The organism is Nonomuraea rosea (genome assembly GCF_039539705.1).
GTDB lineage: Bacteria > Actinomycetota > Actinomycetes > Streptosporangiales > Streptosporangiaceae > Nonomuraea > Nonomuraea rosea.
Map to the genome: position 1 here is coordinate 93,507 of NZ_BAABDQ010000033.1, position 16,313 is coordinate 109,819.

The 16,313-nt window shown below is 72.2% G+C and carries 11 protein-coding genes and 1 pseudogene; 6 read left to right on the top strand and 6 right to left on the bottom strand.

All coding sequences use genetic code 11. The annotated features are described in order from the left end of the window. The first annotated feature begins 2 nt into the window (after nt 1-2). Both ABEA43_RS48440 and ABEA43_RS48445 read left to right on the top strand, forming a co-directional pair. A complete protein-coding gene (locus tag ABEA43_RS48440) occupies nt 3-1,004 on the top strand; it encodes an FAD binding domain-containing protein (RefSeq protein ID WP_345572872.1) in 1,002 nt (333 codons plus the stop codon). Further along, nucleotides 1,001-3,205 carry a xanthine dehydrogenase family protein molybdopterin-binding subunit gene (locus tag ABEA43_RS48445; protein ID WP_345572873.1) on the top strand — a complete coding sequence of 735 codons (2,205 nt, stop codon included), beginning with the start codon at nt 1,001-1,003 and terminating at the stop codon, nt 3,203-3,205. The genes ABEA43_RS48440 and ABEA43_RS48445 overlap by 4 nt, the downstream gene beginning before the upstream one ends. Nucleotides 3,206-3,256: 51 nt before the next feature. On the opposite strand, the gene ABEA43_RS48450 is transcribed toward ABEA43_RS48445, so the two are convergent. Both ABEA43_RS48450 and ABEA43_RS48455 read right to left on the bottom strand, forming a co-directional pair. Then, nucleotides 3,257-4,414, bottom strand: coding sequence for an erythromycin esterase family protein (locus ABEA43_RS48450; protein WP_345572874.1), 1,158 nt, complete (start codon nt 4,412-4,414; stop codon nt 3,257-3,259). A gap of 65 nt (nt 4,415-4,479) precedes the next feature. Further along, nucleotides 4,480-5,664, bottom strand: coding sequence for a TetR/AcrR family transcriptional regulator (locus ABEA43_RS48455; protein WP_345572875.1), 1,185 nt, complete (start codon nt 5,662-5,664; stop codon nt 4,480-4,482). A 157-nt stretch (nt 5,665-5,821) separates the two neighbouring features. On the opposite strand from ABEA43_RS48455, the gene ABEA43_RS48460 reads away from it, so the two are divergent. Together ABEA43_RS48460 and ABEA43_RS48465 are read left to right on the top strand one after the other, a co-directional pair. Beyond that, the gene (locus ABEA43_RS48460; RefSeq protein WP_345572876.1) at nt 5,822-7,603 is read left to right on the top strand and encodes an AMP-dependent synthetase/ligase; all 1,782 of its coding nucleotides are present in this window, start codon (nt 5,822-5,824) and stop codon (nt 7,601-7,603) included. 26 nt (nt 7,604-7,629) lie between these two features. Next, nucleotides 7,630-7,761, top strand: a pseudogene (locus ABEA43_RS48465) (acyl-CoA dehydrogenase family protein); the annotation flags it as partial. Between the two features lie 530 nt (nt 7,762-8,291). Here the strand turns inward: ABEA43_RS48465 and ABEA43_RS48470 are convergent. Then, entirely contained in the window at nt 8,292-8,489 is a 198-nt protein-coding gene (locus ABEA43_RS48470; RefSeq protein ID WP_345572923.1) for a molybdopterin cofactor-binding domain-containing protein, read from the bottom strand. On the opposite strand from ABEA43_RS48470, the gene ABEA43_RS48475 reads away from it, so the two are divergent. Together ABEA43_RS48475 and ABEA43_RS48480 are read left to right on the top strand one after the other, a co-directional pair. Continuing rightward, complete coding sequence (locus tag ABEA43_RS48475) at nt 8,464-9,105, top strand: TetR/AcrR family transcriptional regulator (protein WP_345572924.1); 642 nt, start codon at nt 8,464-8,466, stop codon at nt 9,103-9,105. The genes ABEA43_RS48470 and ABEA43_RS48475 overlap by 26 nt on opposite strands. A gap of 91 nt (nt 9,106-9,196) precedes the next feature. Beyond that, nucleotides 9,197-11,974 (top strand): TIM barrel protein, encoded by a 2,778-nt coding sequence (locus tag ABEA43_RS48480; RefSeq protein WP_345572877.1) that lies wholly within the window; start codon nt 9,197-9,199, stop codon nt 11,972-11,974. Nucleotides 11,975-11,979: 5 nt separating this feature from the next. Here the strand turns inward: ABEA43_RS48480 and ABEA43_RS48485 are convergent, their stop codons facing one another. From ABEA43_RS48485 to ABEA43_RS48495, 3 genes are all read right to left on the bottom strand, one after another. Further along, nucleotides 11,980-13,941 carry an oxidoreductase gene (locus ABEA43_RS48485; RefSeq protein ID WP_345572878.1) on the bottom strand — a complete coding sequence of 654 codons (1,962 nt, stop codon included), beginning with the start codon at nt 13,939-13,941 and terminating at the stop codon, nt 11,980-11,982. A 3-nt stretch (nt 13,942-13,944) separates the two neighbouring features. Continuing rightward, nucleotides 13,945-15,351, bottom strand: coding sequence for an alpha/beta hydrolase domain-containing protein (locus ABEA43_RS48490; RefSeq protein ID WP_345572879.1), 1,407 nt, complete (start codon nt 15,349-15,351; stop codon nt 13,945-13,947). An 81-nt stretch (nt 15,352-15,432) separates the two neighbouring features. Further along, the gene (locus ABEA43_RS48495; protein ID WP_345572880.1) at nt 15,433-16,242 is read right to left on the bottom strand and encodes an alpha/beta fold hydrolase; all 810 of its coding nucleotides are present in this window, start codon (nt 16,240-16,242) and stop codon (nt 15,433-15,435) included. Nucleotides 16,243-16,313 lie beyond the last annotated feature (71 nt).

Here is a 16,313-nt window from a genome sequence, read left to right on the forward strand (position 1 = left end):
TCATGCGCGCCTTCACCTACGTCGCGCCGGAAACCGTGGACGCCGCCGTGGACGCGCTGCGCACGGCGCGGCCCGGCACCAAGATCCTGGCCGGCGGCACCACACTGTTCGACCTGATGAAACTGCACATCGAGACGCCGCCCGCGGTCATCGACGTGCACCGGATCGCCGAGCTGGACACCATCGGCATCGGCGAGCACGAGCTGGTCCTCGGGGCCGGCGCGCGCATGGCCGACGTGGCCGACCACCCGGCGATCAAGGACGGCTACCCGGGCCTGTCCGAGTCGCTGTGGCGTGCCGCGTCGCAGCAGCTGCGCAACATGGCGACCCTCGCCGGGAACCTCTTGCAGCGCACCCGCTGCCCCTACTTCCGCGGCGGCCTGGAGTTCCCGTGCAACAAGCGCGTACCGGGCAGCGGCTGCGCGGCCATCGGCGGTCACGACCGCGGCCACGCCCTGCTCGGCGGCAGCGACTCGTGCATCGCCACCTACCCCGGTGACTTCCCCGTCGCGCTGATCGCGTTCGACGCCGTCGTGGACGTCGTCGGGCCCGGCGGGGAACGCAGCGTGCCGCTCGCCGAGCTCCATGTCGAGCCCGGGGACGACCCGGCCCGCGAGCACGTGCTCGCCCCGGACGAGCTCATCGTCCGCATCCGCGTGCCCGCGACCGCGGCCGGGCGCGGATCCACGTACCTGAAGATCCGCGACCGCGAGTCCTACGCGTTCGCACTCGCCGCGGCCGCCGTCGGGCTGACCTTCGACGGCGACGGCGTGATCGACGAGTGCCGGATCGCGCTCGGCGGCGTCGCCACCCGCCCGTGGCGGGCCGCCGAGGCCGAACAGAGCCTGCTCGGTCAGCGGCTCACCCCGCAGACCGCCCGCCACGCCGGGGAGGTCGCCTACGCGGCGGCCCGCCCAGGCAGGTACAACGGCTTCCGCGTGGAGCTCGGCATCCGCACGGTCGCCGACGCGCTGCGCATCGCAGGAGAGCGAGCCACCGGATGACCGTCCAGAACACTCCCGCCCCGGGCGCGCCGCCGCTGGACACCCGCCGCGTCGACGCCTACGAGAAGGTCACCGGCAAGGCCCGCTACAGCGCGGACCGCGTACCGGAGGGCGTCGCGTACGCCACCTTCGCCACCGCGCGGATCGGCAAGGGCCGCATCGTGCGGATCGACACCTCGGCCGCCGCGGCCGTGCCCGGGGTGGTGCTGGTGGAGACCAGGTTCGGCCCGGACGAGCTCCGCGACGTCGGCTTCGTCATGGCCGGCGGGCACGCGGTGCAGAGCCTGCAGCCGCTGCGCGGCGACCACGTCGCCTACCGGGGCCAGCCGATCGCCCTGATCGTCGCCGACGACCTGGTCGCCGCGACCGAGGCGGCGCAGCTGATCACGGCCGAGTACCAGCCGGAGCCGTTCACGGTGCGGATCGACGCCGAGGGCGCGGAGACCGTGGTCCAGGAGGAGGCGATCCCGGTGCCCGCGCTGGCCGACATCAAGGTCGGCGACGCGGACGCGGCCTTCGAGGCCAGCCCGGTGCGGGTCGCCGGCACCTACGAGCACCCCGCGCAGCACCCGGTGCCGATGGAACCGTTCGCGAGCGTCGTACGCTGGGACGGCGGCAGGCTCATCGTCAACGACAGCACCCAGAACGCGGACGCGGTGCGGTTCGGCCTGGCCGTCCAGCTCGGCCTGGACCCGGCCGACGTCGAGGTCACCTCGCCCTACATCGGCGGCGGGTTCGGCAACAAGAACTCCCTGTACGGGCACCTCGGGCCGATCGCCGTCGCGTCCCGCCGGCTCGGCAGGCCGGTCAAGATGGCGCAGCCCAGACCGCAGACCTTCCACACCGGCAGCTTCCGTCCGGACACGCGGCACACCGTACGGCTCGGCGCGGACGAGAGCGGCCAGCTGCTCGCCGCGATCCACGAGGTCGACCAGCAGACCTCGCGGCACGACCTGTTCCCGTGCGAGATCACCGCGGTCTCCTCCCGGCTCTACGCGGTGCCCGCGTTCCGCGGCCGGCAGCGCCTGGTGCGGACCGACGTACAGACTCCTGGTTTCATGCGGGCTCCGTGGGAGAGCCCGTCCATGTTCGCGTTCGAGTCCGCGATGGACGAGCTCGCCTACGCGACCGGCCGCGACCCCGTGGAGCTGCGGCTGGCGAACGACGCCACGGCCGACCCGGTCACCGGCCTGCCGTTCTCCGGCCGGCACCTGGCCGAGTGCCTGCGCCGCGGCGCGGCCCGATTCGGCTGGGACGGACGCGATCCGGAGCCGGGGTCCATGACCGCGGACGACGGCTCGATCCTCGGCTGGGGCGTGGCGGCCGGCTGCTACCCGGGCGGCATGGTGCCCGCCGTCGCGCACCTCTCGGCAGCGGCGGACGGCACCGTCACCGTGGCCGTCGGCGGGCACGAGATGGGCCAGGGCATCCGCTCGGCCATCGCGCTGCTCGTCGCGCAGGACCTCGGCGTGCCGGTGGACCGGGTGATCGTGCGGGTCGGCGACACCCGCCTGGCGCCGCAGCATCTCACCGCGGGCTCCTGGGGCACCGCGACCGCGCTGCCCGCCGTGCGGGCCGCCGTCGGCGAGCTGCGCAAGGCCCTGGACGTCACCGGCGACATGGACATCCCGGCCGCGGTACGCGCCAAGGGCGGGCCGGTGGTGACGGCCGAGGCCACCACGCTCGCGCCCGGCCAGACCCCGGAGATCCTCAAGCAGCTCGACGGCGGTCTCCTCGCCTACGCCGGACCGGTCTACCCCGAGTTCGTGACGTTCAGCTGGATCGCGCACTTCGTCGAGGTCCGCGTCGAGCCCACCACGCGGCGCGTCCGCGTGCCACGCGTGGTCAGCGTGGCCGACTGCGGCCGGGTGGCCAGCCCGGTCACCGCGGCCAGCCAGGTCCGGGGCGCCGTCGTGTGGGGGATCAGCGCCGCGCTGCGCGAGGAGAGCGTGGTGGACGACCGCTTCGGCGGGTTCCTGAACAACACGCTGGAGGAGTATCCGGTGCCGGTCAACGCCGACATCCACCAGGTCGAGGTCGAGTTCATCGACGAACCCGACCTGCTGTTCAACCCGCTCGGCGTGAAGGGCGTCGGCGAGGTCGGCATGGTCGGGGTGGCGGCGGCGGTCGCCAACGCCGTGCACCATGCGACCGGGCGGCGCATGCACCGGCTGCCGATCCGGCTGGAACATGTCCTCTGAACGGCCGGCGACGTCCACGGCCGCGCCATCCGCCTGCGCCGGCCTCGCCGGTCACCCCACCCGGACAGCCTCCTTGAGGAAGACGATGCCGTCGATCATGTCGAGCTTGGTCGGGTCCAGGGGGAAATAGGCGAAATCGGCGGAGACGCGCGGGGCCGGCTCCGGGACGGCCTCGGGCAGGCGGCGGGCGTCGATGAGAGAGTGCTCCCACGGGAGCGTGGACAGGACCCCCTCAAGGGTGTCCGGGGGCGGGACGTCGTCGCCGGCCGTGCCGAAGGCGGAGACCAGGAAGGCGTACCGGTCGCCCAGGTGCGCCTCGGTGATCGCCCCCACGCTCGACCACTCCAGTGTCTGGTCGCCGAACTGCATGTGGCTCTTGCTCCGCTGCAGGTGGAGGTTGTGGGCGAAGACCAGGGCCGGGCCGTGCTCGGCGACGGCGCGCAGGTTGGTGGCCATCATCGCGTCCCGCAGGGCCGACAGCCGCGATATCCGCGCCGGGGAGGTGTCGGCCATCCAGCGGTGGTAGCGGAGCAGGCCGACGGCGGTGCGCGCGTACAGGGCCGCCAGCTCCCTGTCCTTCGCGCTCAGCTGCGGCAGCTGCGTGTCGAGCAGCGCCACCAGGTCGTCGGCGAGCAGCCGCAGCCGCTGGGCGTCGGCGGACTGCCCGATCGACTGGGAGGGGTCCATGACCGTGGCCTCGTTCGTCCACCGGTCGTCCGGGCCGAGCAGCGCGTCGAGGGTCTCCGTGGTGCAGGGGAGCGGGCCGTCGAGGAGGGCGCAGAGGGCGGTGAGCGCCTGGCGCGGGCTCTCCGCCCAGTACTCCATCGGGCCGTCGATCCCGAAGAACCGCAGCTTCTCGCCATGCTCCTCGTTGTACGCGCGCATCCAGCGCACGAGCTCGCGGTTGGCCGGGACCGTGCCGAAGTTGTGGCTGAAGCCGTGTTCCATGACGTCGTCGAGCGTGCCCGCGCCGGTCGCGATGTGGTCGTCCACCACGAGGCCCCTGAGGCAGTCGCTCTCGATGGCGAACGACCGGTAGCCCTCGTGCTCGACGAGGTGCCGGAAGAGCTCGTTGCGCACCTCGCCCAGCTCCGCCACGAAGTGCCTGGCCTCGCCCAGGCCGAGCAGCAGGGGCTGGGCGGGAAGAGACCGGAGGAACGCCGAGACGCCCGCACCGTCGAAGGGACGGGCTATGTCCTTGATATCCATACCTTCAACGGTATCGTTGAACTTTCGGTGTAGACTTTTTCGCGAAGAAGCTCGCTTCGACGCGGTCAACCTTCAATCGGTGGTGCAGCACCCCGAAGCCCCGGCGATCCCAGCAGCGGCCGGAGCAGGGCGGCGGTTCGGGCCTCGGTCACCGACGGGCCGGCGGAGCGGGCGAGGTCGGTCACGACGTTCAGCGCCGCATGCGTGCGGAAGCGGATCTCGGACGGCTCCTCCCCCGGACGCGACTCGGCGATCAGGCCGATCCAGGTGTCGACGTGTCGCCGCTGCGCGGCCCGCAGCCGCCGGAGGTCGGCCGGGGCCAGGTTGCCGCTCTCCGAGAGGTAGACCGCGGCCAGGTCGGCCTGGTCGAACGTGGTCGTGACGTAGGCCTCGATCAGCAGGTCCAGCGCCTGCGCCGGGGTGCTCGCGGCGGCCAGCGCCGCGGCCGTGGTGTGCTCCAGGCGGCTGGTGGCACGGTAGTAGGCGGCGGCCAGCAGCTCGGCCTTGCTCGCGAAATGCGTGTACACGCTGGAGGCGTTGATCCCGGCGGCCCGGCCGATGTCGGAGATGCTCACCTGGTGGTAGCCGCGCTCGTGGAACAGCCGGATCGCCTCGGCGAGCAGCCGCTCGCGGCGGGGGAGCAGGGCGAAGGAGTCCGGCCGGCGCCGTGCGGGCCGCCGCGGCGGTGGCGCGGGCAGGTCCGCGGCGATCACGGTGGCGACGCAGCCGAGGATGGTGCGCTCGGCCTTGGCCCTGGTCAGGCTCGCGCGGTGGGTGGAAGGGCTCGCGATCACGCTCAGCGCGGCGGTCACCAGGAGCGCGGCATCCTGCCGGGTCAGCTCGGGCCGGAGGTCCAGCAGCAGCCCGCGGAGGGTGCGCACGGCGCCGTCGAACGGTGCCGTCAACGCCGTGCGTTGCCCGGCGTCGAGATAGCGGCCCTCCCACTGGTAGAGCCGCGCCACGGTGCGCCTGTCGAGGCTGAAGCGCACCAGTGCCCGCAGAGAGGTACGCAGGTCGGCACCGGAGTGGACGCACTCCGCGAAACGGAGGCCCAGCTCCTGGACGGCCGCCGCGAGGATGGCCTGCTTGGTCGGGAAGTGCCGGTAGAGCGCCGGGCCGGTGATGCCGACCTCCTGGGCGATGTCCTCGATGCCGACATTGGGGAAGCCGCGGGCGCAGAACAGCTCGGCGGCGACGAGGGCGATCGCCTCCTTGCGATCCTTCGACCGCAGGCGCTGACTTGTCGGCATGATCCGAGTGTAGCGGCAATCGGGTAAATCAAGATTCTACCATCCTCTTGAACTGGAGAAACATCGAAATAAGTAAGTGACGATTCGGATGTATTGACAGTAGAACGATGTTCGGGTTCTGATGGATGCGCTCGGGGCCCGGTGGAAGGAGCGATGGATGATCACTGAGGAGGACGTGCGCGCCGCGGTGGGGGTGCTCACGGTGCCGGCGCTGCTGCGGCGCAACGCCGGCGAGTACGGTCACCTGCCCGCCCTGACCGGAGCCGACGAGCGTACCTGGACCTGGCGCGAGCTGTGCGACCAGGTGCTGTCCGTGGCGGGCGGGCTGCGGGCGCTGGGACTGCGACGCGGCGAGCGGATGCTCATCGGCATGTCGAGCCGCCCTGAGCATTGGGTCGCCGACCTCGCCGCGGTCGAGCTGGGCGCGATCCCGTGCACGACCTACGCGACGTTGAGCCCCGAGCAGATCCGGCAGGTCGCCGTGCACAGCGCGGCGACCGTGGTGGTGCTGGAAGGCGCCGCCGAGCTGGCCCGCTGGGCGCCCGCGCTGGCCGAGATGCCCGCGCTGAAGGGCGTCGTCGTGGTCGAGGACGTGGACGGTGGGCACACGCGCTACGCCGACCTGCTGGCGGCGGAGCCTGCTCCGCCGGACGCCGAGGCGGGCCAGGACGACCCGGTGACGATGATCTACACCTCGGGCACGACCGGCGATCCGAAGGGCGTGGTGCTGTCGCACCACAACGTGCTCTACCAGTGCGCGCTCCAGGAGCTCGTCCAGCCCGCGCCCGCGCATCCCAGGACGGTCGCGTACCTGCCGCTCGCGCACATCGCCGAGCGGGTGCTCGGCATCTACCTGCCGCTCTACACCGCCGGGCACGTGACGGTCTGCCCCGACGCCACGCGGCTGCTCGCCACGTTGACCGAGGTGCGGCCGCAGGCGTTCTTCGGCGTGCCACGGGTGTGGGAGAAGTTCGCGGCCGGATTGCAGCAGCTGCTGGCCGGTGATCGCCGTGCCGCGGTCGGCCGGGCGCGGGAGCTGGCCGCCGAGGCGTACCGGATCCGCGCCGCCGGCGACGCGCTGCCCGGCGAGCTCGCCGAGGCGCTGGAGCACGCGGACCGGGAGGTGCTGCGCCCGCTGCGCGAGCGGATCGGGCTCGCCGAAGCGGCCCGGCTGGGCAGCGGTGCCGCCCCCATCCCGGCCCAGGTGCTGGAGTTCTTCGGCAGCCTCGGCATGACGATCATGGAGGTCTGGGGCCTCAGCGAGACCACGGGCGCGGCCACCAGCACGTTCCCCGACAACTACCGGGCCGGCACGGTCGGCCTGCCCATGCCGGGGATGGAGGTCCGGCTCGCCGCGGACGGCGAGATCGAGGTGCGCGGACCGCTGGTGTTCCTGGGCTACCTCCGGCCGGACGGGGGGATCCAGGCGGCGGTGGACGCGGACGGCTGGCTGCCGACCGGCGACCTCGGCGCGTTCGACGCGGACGGGCCGCTGCGGATCATCGACCGCAAGAAGGAGATGATCATCACTTCGAGCGGCAAGAACATCGCGCCGAGCGCCGTCGAGTCGCTGCTGCGGGCGCATCCGCTGATCGGCTACGCGGTCGTGGTGGGGGACCGCCGCCCGTACCTGACGGCGTTGCTGATGCTCGACGCGGAGGCCGCGCCCGCCTGGGCCGCGGCCCGCGGTCTGGCCGCGACCGAGCTGAAGGAGCTGGCGGCCGAGCCACCCGTGCTGGACGAACTGGCCGCCGCCGTGCGGCGGGCGAACGAGGCGCTGTCGCGACCGGAGCAGGTGAAGGTGTTCCGCGTGCTCGACCACGCGTGGAGCCCGGCGAGCGGGGAGCTCACCCCGTCGCTGAAGCTGCGGCGGCGCGTCATCGAGCAGCGCTACGCCGGCATGATCGAGGAGCTGTACGCGGAAGGCTCGGGTTCGTGACCTTGACCGATGAGCGGCGCGACTTCGTGGCCGCGATCGAGGACTTCTGCCGGCGCGAGGCGGGGACCCGCGAGCAGTGGCTCAAGCTGACCGACGGCGGCAGCGAGCCGCACAACGCCGAGCTGTACCGGAAGATGGCCGAGCTCGGCCGGCTCGGGGTCGCCGTGCCCGAAGCGTACGGCGGCGCCGGTCAGAGCATGGTCGACCTGCTCCTGTTCCTGGGTCTCGGGCCGGCAGTCGATCTCCACGAGCGCGGCGCTGACGGCCTTGTACTCGGCGTGGAACGCGATGCCCTGCGCGGTGCCCGCCGGCATCGCCCGGCGCCAGCGCCCGGCCTCGGCCACCTTCGCCAGCACCGCCCGGGAGCGGTCGTCGCCGAGGAAGTCGTGCCGGAACCGGCAGGGGTCCTTGCCCATCCGCGCGGCGAGCTGGTCGACGATGAGCTCCCGGGCGCAGGTGACGTCGGGGGAGTAGACGTTGCGCGTGCTGCCGGTGTTGAAGCCCTTGTCCGTCTCGCTGAGCAGCCGGCTGCTCGCGCCGAAGTCGTAGGACATCGTCTGGCTGAGATGGAAGAACGTCTGGGAGAAGCCGATGTCGCCCACCGGAAGCCGCGCGGCCAGGGCGGTGATGATCTCGCCGAGCCCGTGGCCGAGGCCGGTCGCGACGCTGGTGTGCCGCTGCGTGTAGCTCAGCACGGTGGTGCCGAGGTAGGCGGTGTGACCCGCACCCGTTCGAGCGGCACGGCCATTTCCTCGGCGATCAGCATGGCGGTCGAGGTGGTGATGCCCTGTCCCACCTCGGCCCGCGGCAACGCGAACGACGCCGTGCCGTCCTGGCCGACCTGGACCGAGATCAGGCCCGTGGTCGGCAGCGCCGCGGCGGTCATCAGGTCGTTGAGGTCGAGCAGTTGGGTGAGCGTTCCGGTGGCGGGCGCCGGCGCCGGGGTGAGCTCCTACGAGCAGTTCTGCCGGATGGGCATCCGGCGCTCCACGATGGAGGACGTGGCCCGCCGGGCCAAGGTCTCACGGATCATCGTCTACCGGCGCTTCGCCACGAAGGACGTGCTGGTCGAGCACGTCGTACGCCGGGAGTTCCGCCGCTCTTTCGACCGGTTCCTCACCGACATCGAACGAGCCGGCACCGCCGCCGACCGGGTGATCCTGGGCTTCGTGAGCTCGTTGCGGTCCATCCGCGGCAACCCGCTGATCGGCGGCCTGATCGCGGTGGAGCCCGACCCGCTCGTGCCCTTCATGATCAAGGACGGGGGCCGGACCCTCGCCACCGTGCGGCAGTTCGTCGCCGGCCAGCTCCGCCGCGAGCAGCGCGCGGGCAACGTGTCGAGCGCCCTGGACGCCGATCTCGTGGCCGAGCTGATGGTCCGGATCTCCGCCTCCTTCCTGGCGATCCCCAGTCTCGTCGTCGACCTCGACGACGACGAGCAGCTGGCGGCGATGGCCCGGCGGTTCCTCGTGCCCATGCTGAAGCCGGCCGCCCCTGAGTGATGGCCGCGTCACCCTTTCCTTGGGGACCCGTGAGGCATATAAGTAAGTATCTAGTTCGTTCGTTAAGCGATGCCAGGAAGGTGAGACGTCTATGCTCACCGCCGATCACGGCACGGCGAACCCGGTCAGCCGCCGCTCCGCGAGCCCGCCTCTGGCGCTCGCGACGGTCTGCCTCTCCGGCACTCTGGAGGACAAGCTCACGGCCGCCGCCGCGGCCGGTTTCCACGGTGTCGAGATCTGCGAGGGCGATCTCGTCGTGTCGAGCTGGTCGCCGGGCCGGATCCGGCGGGAATGCGCCGACCTCGGCCTGGCCATCCACCTCTACCAGCCGTTCCATGACTTCGAGGCAGTGCCGCCCGGCATCTTCGAGGCCAACGTGCGCCGGGCCGAGCGCAAGCTCGACGTGCTGGAGCAGCTCGGCGCGACGACCTTGGCGGTCTGCTCGTCGACCTCGATGAACGCGATCGACGACGACGACCTCGCCGCCGAGCAGCTCAGCACGCTGGCCGGCCTGGCCGCGCGGCGTGGCCTGCGCATCGCCTACGAGGGCCTGGCCTGGGGACGGTTCGTGAACACCGTCGGACACGCCTGGCGGATCGTCCGGCGCGCCGGCCATCCCGCGCTCGGCCTGTGCCTGGACAGCTTCCACGTGTTCTCCCGCGGCGACGACCCCGCCGAGATCCGAGCCGTGCCCGGCGCGAAGGTGTTCCACCTGCAACTCGCCGACGCGCCGCGGCTGACCATGGACGCGCTGGAGTGGAGCGAGCACCACCGGCTGTTCCCCGGGCAGGGCGTTTTCGATCTGACCGGCTTCGTCGGGCATGTCCTGGCCACCGGCTACGACGGCCCGCTCTCGATCGAGGTGTTCAACGACGTCTCCCGCCAGGCCGATCCCCGGCAGATCGCCGTCGACGCGATGCGCTCGCTGCTGTCGTTGCGGGAGACGGTCGGCGCCTTCGGCCCGATGGCGATCCGTGAGCGGGTCCAGTTACCCGATCTGCCCCCGGCCCCGCCGCTCGACGGCCACGTGTTCACCGAGCTCGCCGTGGACGAGGCCTCCGGCCCGGCCGTGGCGCGGGCGCTCACCGCCCTCGGGTTCGCTCACACCGGGCAGCATCACTCCAAACCGGTGCAGCTGTGGGTGCAGAACAAGGCCCGCATCCTGCTGAACTTCGCACCGCAACGGACGGTGCCGGCCGGCACCGCGGCCATCTGCGCGCTGGCCGTGGAGAGCGCCGACCCGGTCGGCTCAGCCCGGCGGGCCGAGCAGCTGCTGGCGCCCGTGCTGCCACGCGCCCGGCAGTCGGCGGAGGCCGACCTCAGCTCCGTGGCGGCACCCGACGGAACGGCCGTCTTCTTCTGCCGTACGGGAGGGGACGACAACTGGCTCGGCGACTTCGCCCCCACCGGCCGCGCGGCCCACGCCGACGGCCCGCTGACCGGAACGGATCACGTCTCGCTCACCGAGTCGGTCGACGACTTCGACCAGGCCGCGCTCTTCTACCGCGCGGTGCTCGGCCTGCAGGCCACCCGGACCACCACGCTGCCCGCGCCGTTCGGGCTGATCAACAGCCGGGACGCGACCGATCGGGAGCATCACGTCCGGATCTGCCTCAACGCCGCGCCGTTGCGGCGGGGCGACTGGTCACCGGCGGTGCCGAGCCCCCAGCACATCGCCTTCACCACCGACGACGCGATCGCCGCCGCGAAAGCCATGCGGGCGCTCGGCGCTCCGCTGCTGCGGATCCCCGACAACTACTACGACGATCTCGACGCCCGCCTGGCGCTGCCGCAGCACCTCCTCGCGGCGATGCGGCAGCACTCCGTCCTCTACGACCGCGATCAAGACGGCGAATACCTGCACTTCTACACCGAGATGCTCGGCGCGCGGATCTTCTTCGAGGTGGTGCAGCGCGTCGGCGCCTACTCCGGCTACGGCGCCCCGAACAGCGCGGCGGTCCGCATGGCCGCGCACCGCAGACGCCGGCTCACCACGCTGAGAGAGCCGTCCGCCCTGGCCGGCGGCGGCCACCCGCACGCCTACTCGCTGGCGCATCTGACGGCGCTGAGCCTGTCTCCGCCCGAGCTGGTGAGCGCCGCCGCCGACGCCGGCTACCGGTACGTGGGCCTGCGCATGACCCGGGTCACCCCGCACGAGCCGCACCACCCCCTCGCCACCGACCCCGCCCTGATGCGGGCGACCAAGGTCCGCCTGGCGGCCACGGGAATCGAGGTGCTCGACATCGAGCTGGCCCGGATGGCGCCCGACGACGATCCCGCGGTCTTCCTGCGCTTCCTGGAGGCCGGAGCCGAGCTCGGGGCCCGCCATGTCATCACCCAGCTCCCGGATCCCGAGTTCACCCGCAAGGCCGACCGGTTCGCGCGACTGTGCGAGCTGGCCAGGCCGCTCGGCCTCACCATCGATCTCGAGTTCCCGTCATGGACCCAGACGCCCGATCTCACCGAAGCCGTCCGCGTCCTGCGGGACGCCCGCCAGCCCAACGCGGGAATCCTCATCGACCTGATCCACTTCGCGCGCTCGGGCTCCAGCGTGGCCGAGCTTCGTGACCTGCCACGCGAGTGGTTCCGTTTCGCCCACGTATGCGATGCGCCCGCCGAGGCGCCGGCCACGCAGGAGGAGATCATTCACGCGGCGCGCTTCGAGCGCCTGTTCCCCGGCGAGGGCGGCATCGACGTGCACGGCATCCTCGGCGCCCTGCCGGCCGGGATCCCGTACGCGCTGGAGATCCCGCGGGCCACGCTCGTGGCCCAGGTAGGCGCCAAGGAGCACGCCCGCCTCGCGATCACCGCGGCGCGCCGCCACCTCGACGCGGTCGTCCGGCGAGCGGGCCCCACCGAAGCGGCATAGCCGGATCAGGGGGCGTCGCACAGCCGGGCGATGGCGCCCGCCACCTCTTCGGCCGCCAGGAAGCACCGATGGAGGGAGCCGCCGGTGCCTCCCGCGTCCCCGGCCAGGTGCACGCCGAGCCGCGGCCGCCGGGCCGTGCAGGCCGCGAGCAGATCGGTGCGCGGGGCGACGCCATGGGAGATCAGCACCGGCCCGGACACGGGCCGCCATTCCTCGTGGCCGCCGGAGCGCAGGAGCACACGACCGGACTCGATGGCCGAGATCGTGGACTCCAGGTGGAGGCGCACCTTCGGGTTCCCGGTGAGCCGCGGCACCATGAGGATCTTGGCGCGGCGTCCGACGGAGGGCGCGAGGCTCGGCTGCGCGCCGACGAGCAGCACCTCCGCCCCGCCGGTGGCGAGATGGTCGGCCACGGCGACGCCCTCGCGATCGGCGCCCCAGACGACGCAGGACCGCGGGACGTCCTCGTCGCGGGCGAGCCAGTCCCGTACGTCGAAGACATGCGGCAGACCCGCGCCCGGGACGTCCGGCAGGCGGCCGGCGCCGCCGGTGGCCAGCACGATGGCGTCCGCGTCGAGCCGGGCCAGCACCTCCCCGGTGACATGGACGCCGGTGCGGACGGTGACGCCGAGCCGGTCCAGTTCGGCGGTCCACCAGTCCAGGATGCGGTGATACTCCGGGAGCGCCTGGAGGCGGCCCGCGAGGGCGAACTGGCCGCCGACGTGCCCCGCGGCTTCCAGCACCCGCACCCGCTGACCGTGCTCGGCCAGCTGCCGTGCCGCTTCGAGACCGGCGGGGCCCGCGCCGATCACCACCACCGACGCCTTCGCCGCGGGGGCGGCCGGCTCGCCGAGGTACTCGCGCCCTGCCCGGGGGTTGACCGAGCAGGGGATCGGCTCGCCGGTGCCGAGCCGGTCGATGCACAGGTTGCAGGCGATGCACGGCCGGTAGCGCCCGCCGGTGAGAGCGTGGCGCGGGAAGCCGGGGTCGGCGTGCAGCGTACGGGCCAGCGAGACGAAGTCGGCCTGGCCCCCGGCCACGATCGCCTCGGCGCTCTCCGGGGTGCTGATCCGGCCCGCGACCCCGACCGGCAGCCCCAGCGCGCGGTAGCGCTGGGCGTACGGGGCCAGCAGGCCGCGCTCCCATTCGCCCGGCTGGATGATCCATTGCCCGGCCTCGTAGGAGCCGGCCGAGACGTCGAGGAAGCTCAGCAGGTCCAGGCGGGTGCGCGAGATCAGCTCGAAGGTGCGCTCCGCGCTCAGCCCGCCCTCGATTCCCTCGTGCGCGGAGATCCGCAACCCGACGGCCACACCGGGACCGGCCTGCTTCCCTACCGCCTCGATGACCAGGCCGAGGAAGCGCAGGGGATCGGCGAACTCGTCGGTGCGCAGGTTGCGAGCGGGGGAGAGGAACTGGTGCACGAGGTAGCCATGAGCGCCATGGATCGAGATCACGTCCACGCCCGCCTCCCGGCACCGCCTGGCGCCTTCCGCGTAGGCCGCGACCAGCTCATGGACCTCCTCGGTGGCCAGCTCCCGTGGCAGCTCGCCGCCGGCCGGCAGGCACGGGACGGGGGAGGGGGCGACCGGCCGGAACCCGTTGACCGCGCCCTGGGCCGTGCGCCCCCCGTGGTTCAGCTCGACGCCGAACAGCGCGCCCCCGGCGTGCACGGCGGCGGCCAGCCGGGCGATCCCGGGGATGCGCTCGTCCACGTCTACGCCCAGCTGGCGCAGCCGCCCCTTGCCGTCCGCGCGCACGTAGGCGGCCTCGGCGAACACCAGGGCCGCGCCGCCGCGTGCCCGCCGGGCCACGTACTCGGCGTATCGGTCGGTCACGGTGCCGTCGATCTCGCAGTAGTTGCGTTCCATCGGCGCGGAGACGAACCGGTTGCGCAGGCGGGCGGGACCCAGGGTCAGGGGCCGGCCCGTGGCCGGCTCCTGGTCTGCGTGGTGACGGCACTGTGACACGTCTTACCTGCCTGCTCCGGAGCGCTCGGCGTCGCGGATCGTCCTGTCGGCGTCGCGGCGGGTGATGAAGCCGTCCCGCAGGTTCTGCTCGGTGACCTGGCGTACCTTGGCCACGTAGTCGCGGCGGCCGGGATACAACGTCTCCAGGGTGGTCTCGTCGAAGGGGATCCAGGTCCCGCCCTGGCGGCAGGCGCTGGTGGTGGCGTCGGTCAGGCCGATGTTCCAGCCGGTGTTGCGCTCCGTCGGGGCGTCCACCGCCGCCAGCCGGATGCCGCCGCGCGCGATCTGGTAGGCGTCCCTGGTCAGGGTGGCGGGGCTGGTGGTCGCGTCGGTGATCTCCAGCTTGGGGGCGGCAGGCGGTCGCCGGTCGTCCCGCGCCCAGCGCACGGCATGGTCGAACATCGCGTTCAGCACGTACTCGTAGGGGAGGTTGCTGCGTGCCGGGGCCACGCACGGCGCGGCAGGCCCGGCCAGCAGGCCCGACACGCCGGCATCGCGCAGCCGGATCGGGTTGTTGACCAGGTAGGCGTGCCGGTCGGAATGCGAGGCTCCGGCGATCTCCCAGTACGCGTAGCGGTCGCTGTCCGGCTGGCGGCGGGCGGCCTGGTTGGCGAGCACGTCGTACTCGCTGGCGGTCTTGAAGACCTTGGTGCTCAGGTCGGCGCGGATCTGCACGCCACCGTCCACGACGGTGATCACGTCGTAGACGGGCGCGAGCGGGTGCACGGAGTTCGCGTAGACGGCCAGGCGGGAGGCCGACTGGGACTGGCCGGTCGCGATCAGCGTCCTGACCTTCAGGTTCCCGAGCGGGCGCGCTCCCTGCGGGGCGGTCAGGGCCTTGGCGGCCTGGCTGAAGACGTCGTAGGCGAGGCCGTCGTCGGTGACGGCGCCGCCGGCGGTCAGGTCGAGGGTCCCGTAACGGGCCGGGTTCCACGCCTTCAGGCCGGTGGGGGTGTGGACGCCGTTGCGCTGGGCGCTCACGCCCACCCAGGCGTAGCCCTCGTCGAGCAGGTGCCGGAACGAGCGCGACCACATGACCTCGTAGTCGAAGTTGTTGGTCACGTTGTACCACTCGACGACGGCCGTGCCGTTGAACTTCTTCGCCGAGACCGGGCGGCGGACCACGATGCGGGTCCTGTACGGGTGACCGCTGTCGATGACCGTGCCGGTGGCCTGGTCGGGAGTGGTGTAGCGGCTGGCCGTGCCCTCGATGAAGTACTCCTCCTCCACGTAGCCCGCGCTTCTGAGGTTCTGGTCCGTGGCGAAGAACGGGTGGTCGCGAGGCGCGTCGCTCGCGGCGATGGGGCCGATCACCGTCGGAGCGGCGGTCCCGTCCGAGGCGGCGATCGCGGGCAGCGGCTGGGGGGCCATCATCGCCACGGTTAACAGGCAGGCCAGAAGGGGGCGCATGCGGGCTCCGTCCTGATAGTACGAACTAGATAGTTCATAAAACTCCGCCAGCGGCGGAGGGAAGTCAAGAGGAGCGATCATTTACCTCAGCCAGGCGCGGATCTCGTCCATGAGCGGGACGGGCGCGTCGTAGTGGACCAGGTGACCGGCGGCGTCGATCAGCGAGAGCTCGGCGCCGGGGATCAGGCGCTGCAGCCGCCGGGCGACGTCGGCGGGGATCCACGCGTCGCAGGCACCCCACAGGATGCGTACGGGGATGCCGACGCGGCCCAATCGTTGCTCGTTCTCCTCAAGGAAACGCTCGTCATAGTGGGCGATCTGCCGGTAGAAGGCGGGCTGGCCTTCTTCGCCCGTCCACGGCCGCACCAGGGCGTCGAGATCGTCGTCGCGCAGGCCGCGGTGGCTCGCGCCCTGGATGTAGGCCCGCACGATGGCGGTGTGGATGTAGGCCGGCAGCTCGGCCAGGACGCCGGGATGGTCCTGAACGAACGTGAAGAAGGGCGAGCCGCTGGGCGGGATGGCCACGACGTCGACGAGCATCAGCGAGGCGTACTCGACGCCCAGGGTCAGGTGCGTGCGCAGGGACACGGCGCCGCCGAAGTCGTGGGCGATCACGTGCGGGCGGTCCAGCCCCCAGTGCGCGAGCAGCGCCGCGAGCGCGTCGGCCTGCGCGCCGAAGTCCACCGCATGCCCGGCGTGCTTGGAGGAGCGGCCGTATCCCGGCATGTCCCACAGGTAGACGGTGAAGTCGCGGCTCAAGGCCGCCGCGAACGGCTGCCACAACACCGACGAGAACGGCGTGCCATGACAGAACACCACGGCGGGACCGGCGCCCGCCCGTCCCCAGGCGATCTGCCGTCCGCTCCACTCGAATCGCTCTGTCAGCTCCATGACCAGCCATGTTAGCGACCTCTTCTAAAAAAATATTGATTGGTGATAGATTTCCCTGGCCTTCGGACGAA

What these genes read in the sequence shown, in the direction of transcription:
- ABEA43_RS48440 (WP_345572872.1), top strand. Translation starts at nt 3, where the DNA reads ATGCGCGCCTTCACCTACGTCGCGCCGGAAACCGTGGACGCCGCCGTG.
- ABEA43_RS48445 (WP_345572873.1), top strand. Translation starts at nt 1,001, where the DNA reads ATGACCGTCCAGAACACTCCCGCCCCGGGCGCGCCGCCGCTGGACACC.
- ABEA43_RS48450 (WP_345572874.1), bottom strand. Translation starts at nt 4,414, where the DNA reads ATGGATATCAAGGACATAGCCCGTCCCTTCGACGGTGCGGGCGTCTCG.
- ABEA43_RS48455 (WP_345572875.1), bottom strand. Translation starts at nt 5,664, where the DNA reads ATGCCGACAAGTCAGCGCCTGCGGTCGAAGGATCGCAAGGAGGCGATC.
- ABEA43_RS48460 (WP_345572876.1), top strand. Translation starts at nt 5,822, where the DNA reads ATGATCACTGAGGAGGACGTGCGCGCCGCGGTGGGGGTGCTCACGGTG.
- ABEA43_RS48470 (WP_345572923.1), bottom strand. Translation starts at nt 8,489, where the DNA reads ATGACCGCCGCGGCGCTGCCGACCACGGGCCTGATCTCGGTCCAGGTC.
- ABEA43_RS48480 (WP_345572877.1), top strand. Translation starts at nt 9,197, where the DNA reads ATGCTCACCGCCGATCACGGCACGGCGAACCCGGTCAGCCGCCGCTCC.
- ABEA43_RS48490 (WP_345572879.1), bottom strand. Translation starts at nt 15,351, where the DNA reads ATGCGCCCCCTTCTGGCCTGCCTGTTAACCGTGGCGATGATGGCCCCC.
- ABEA43_RS48495 (WP_345572880.1), bottom strand. Translation starts at nt 16,242, where the DNA reads ATGGAGCTGACAGAGCGATTCGAGTGGAGCGGACGGCAGATCGCCTGG.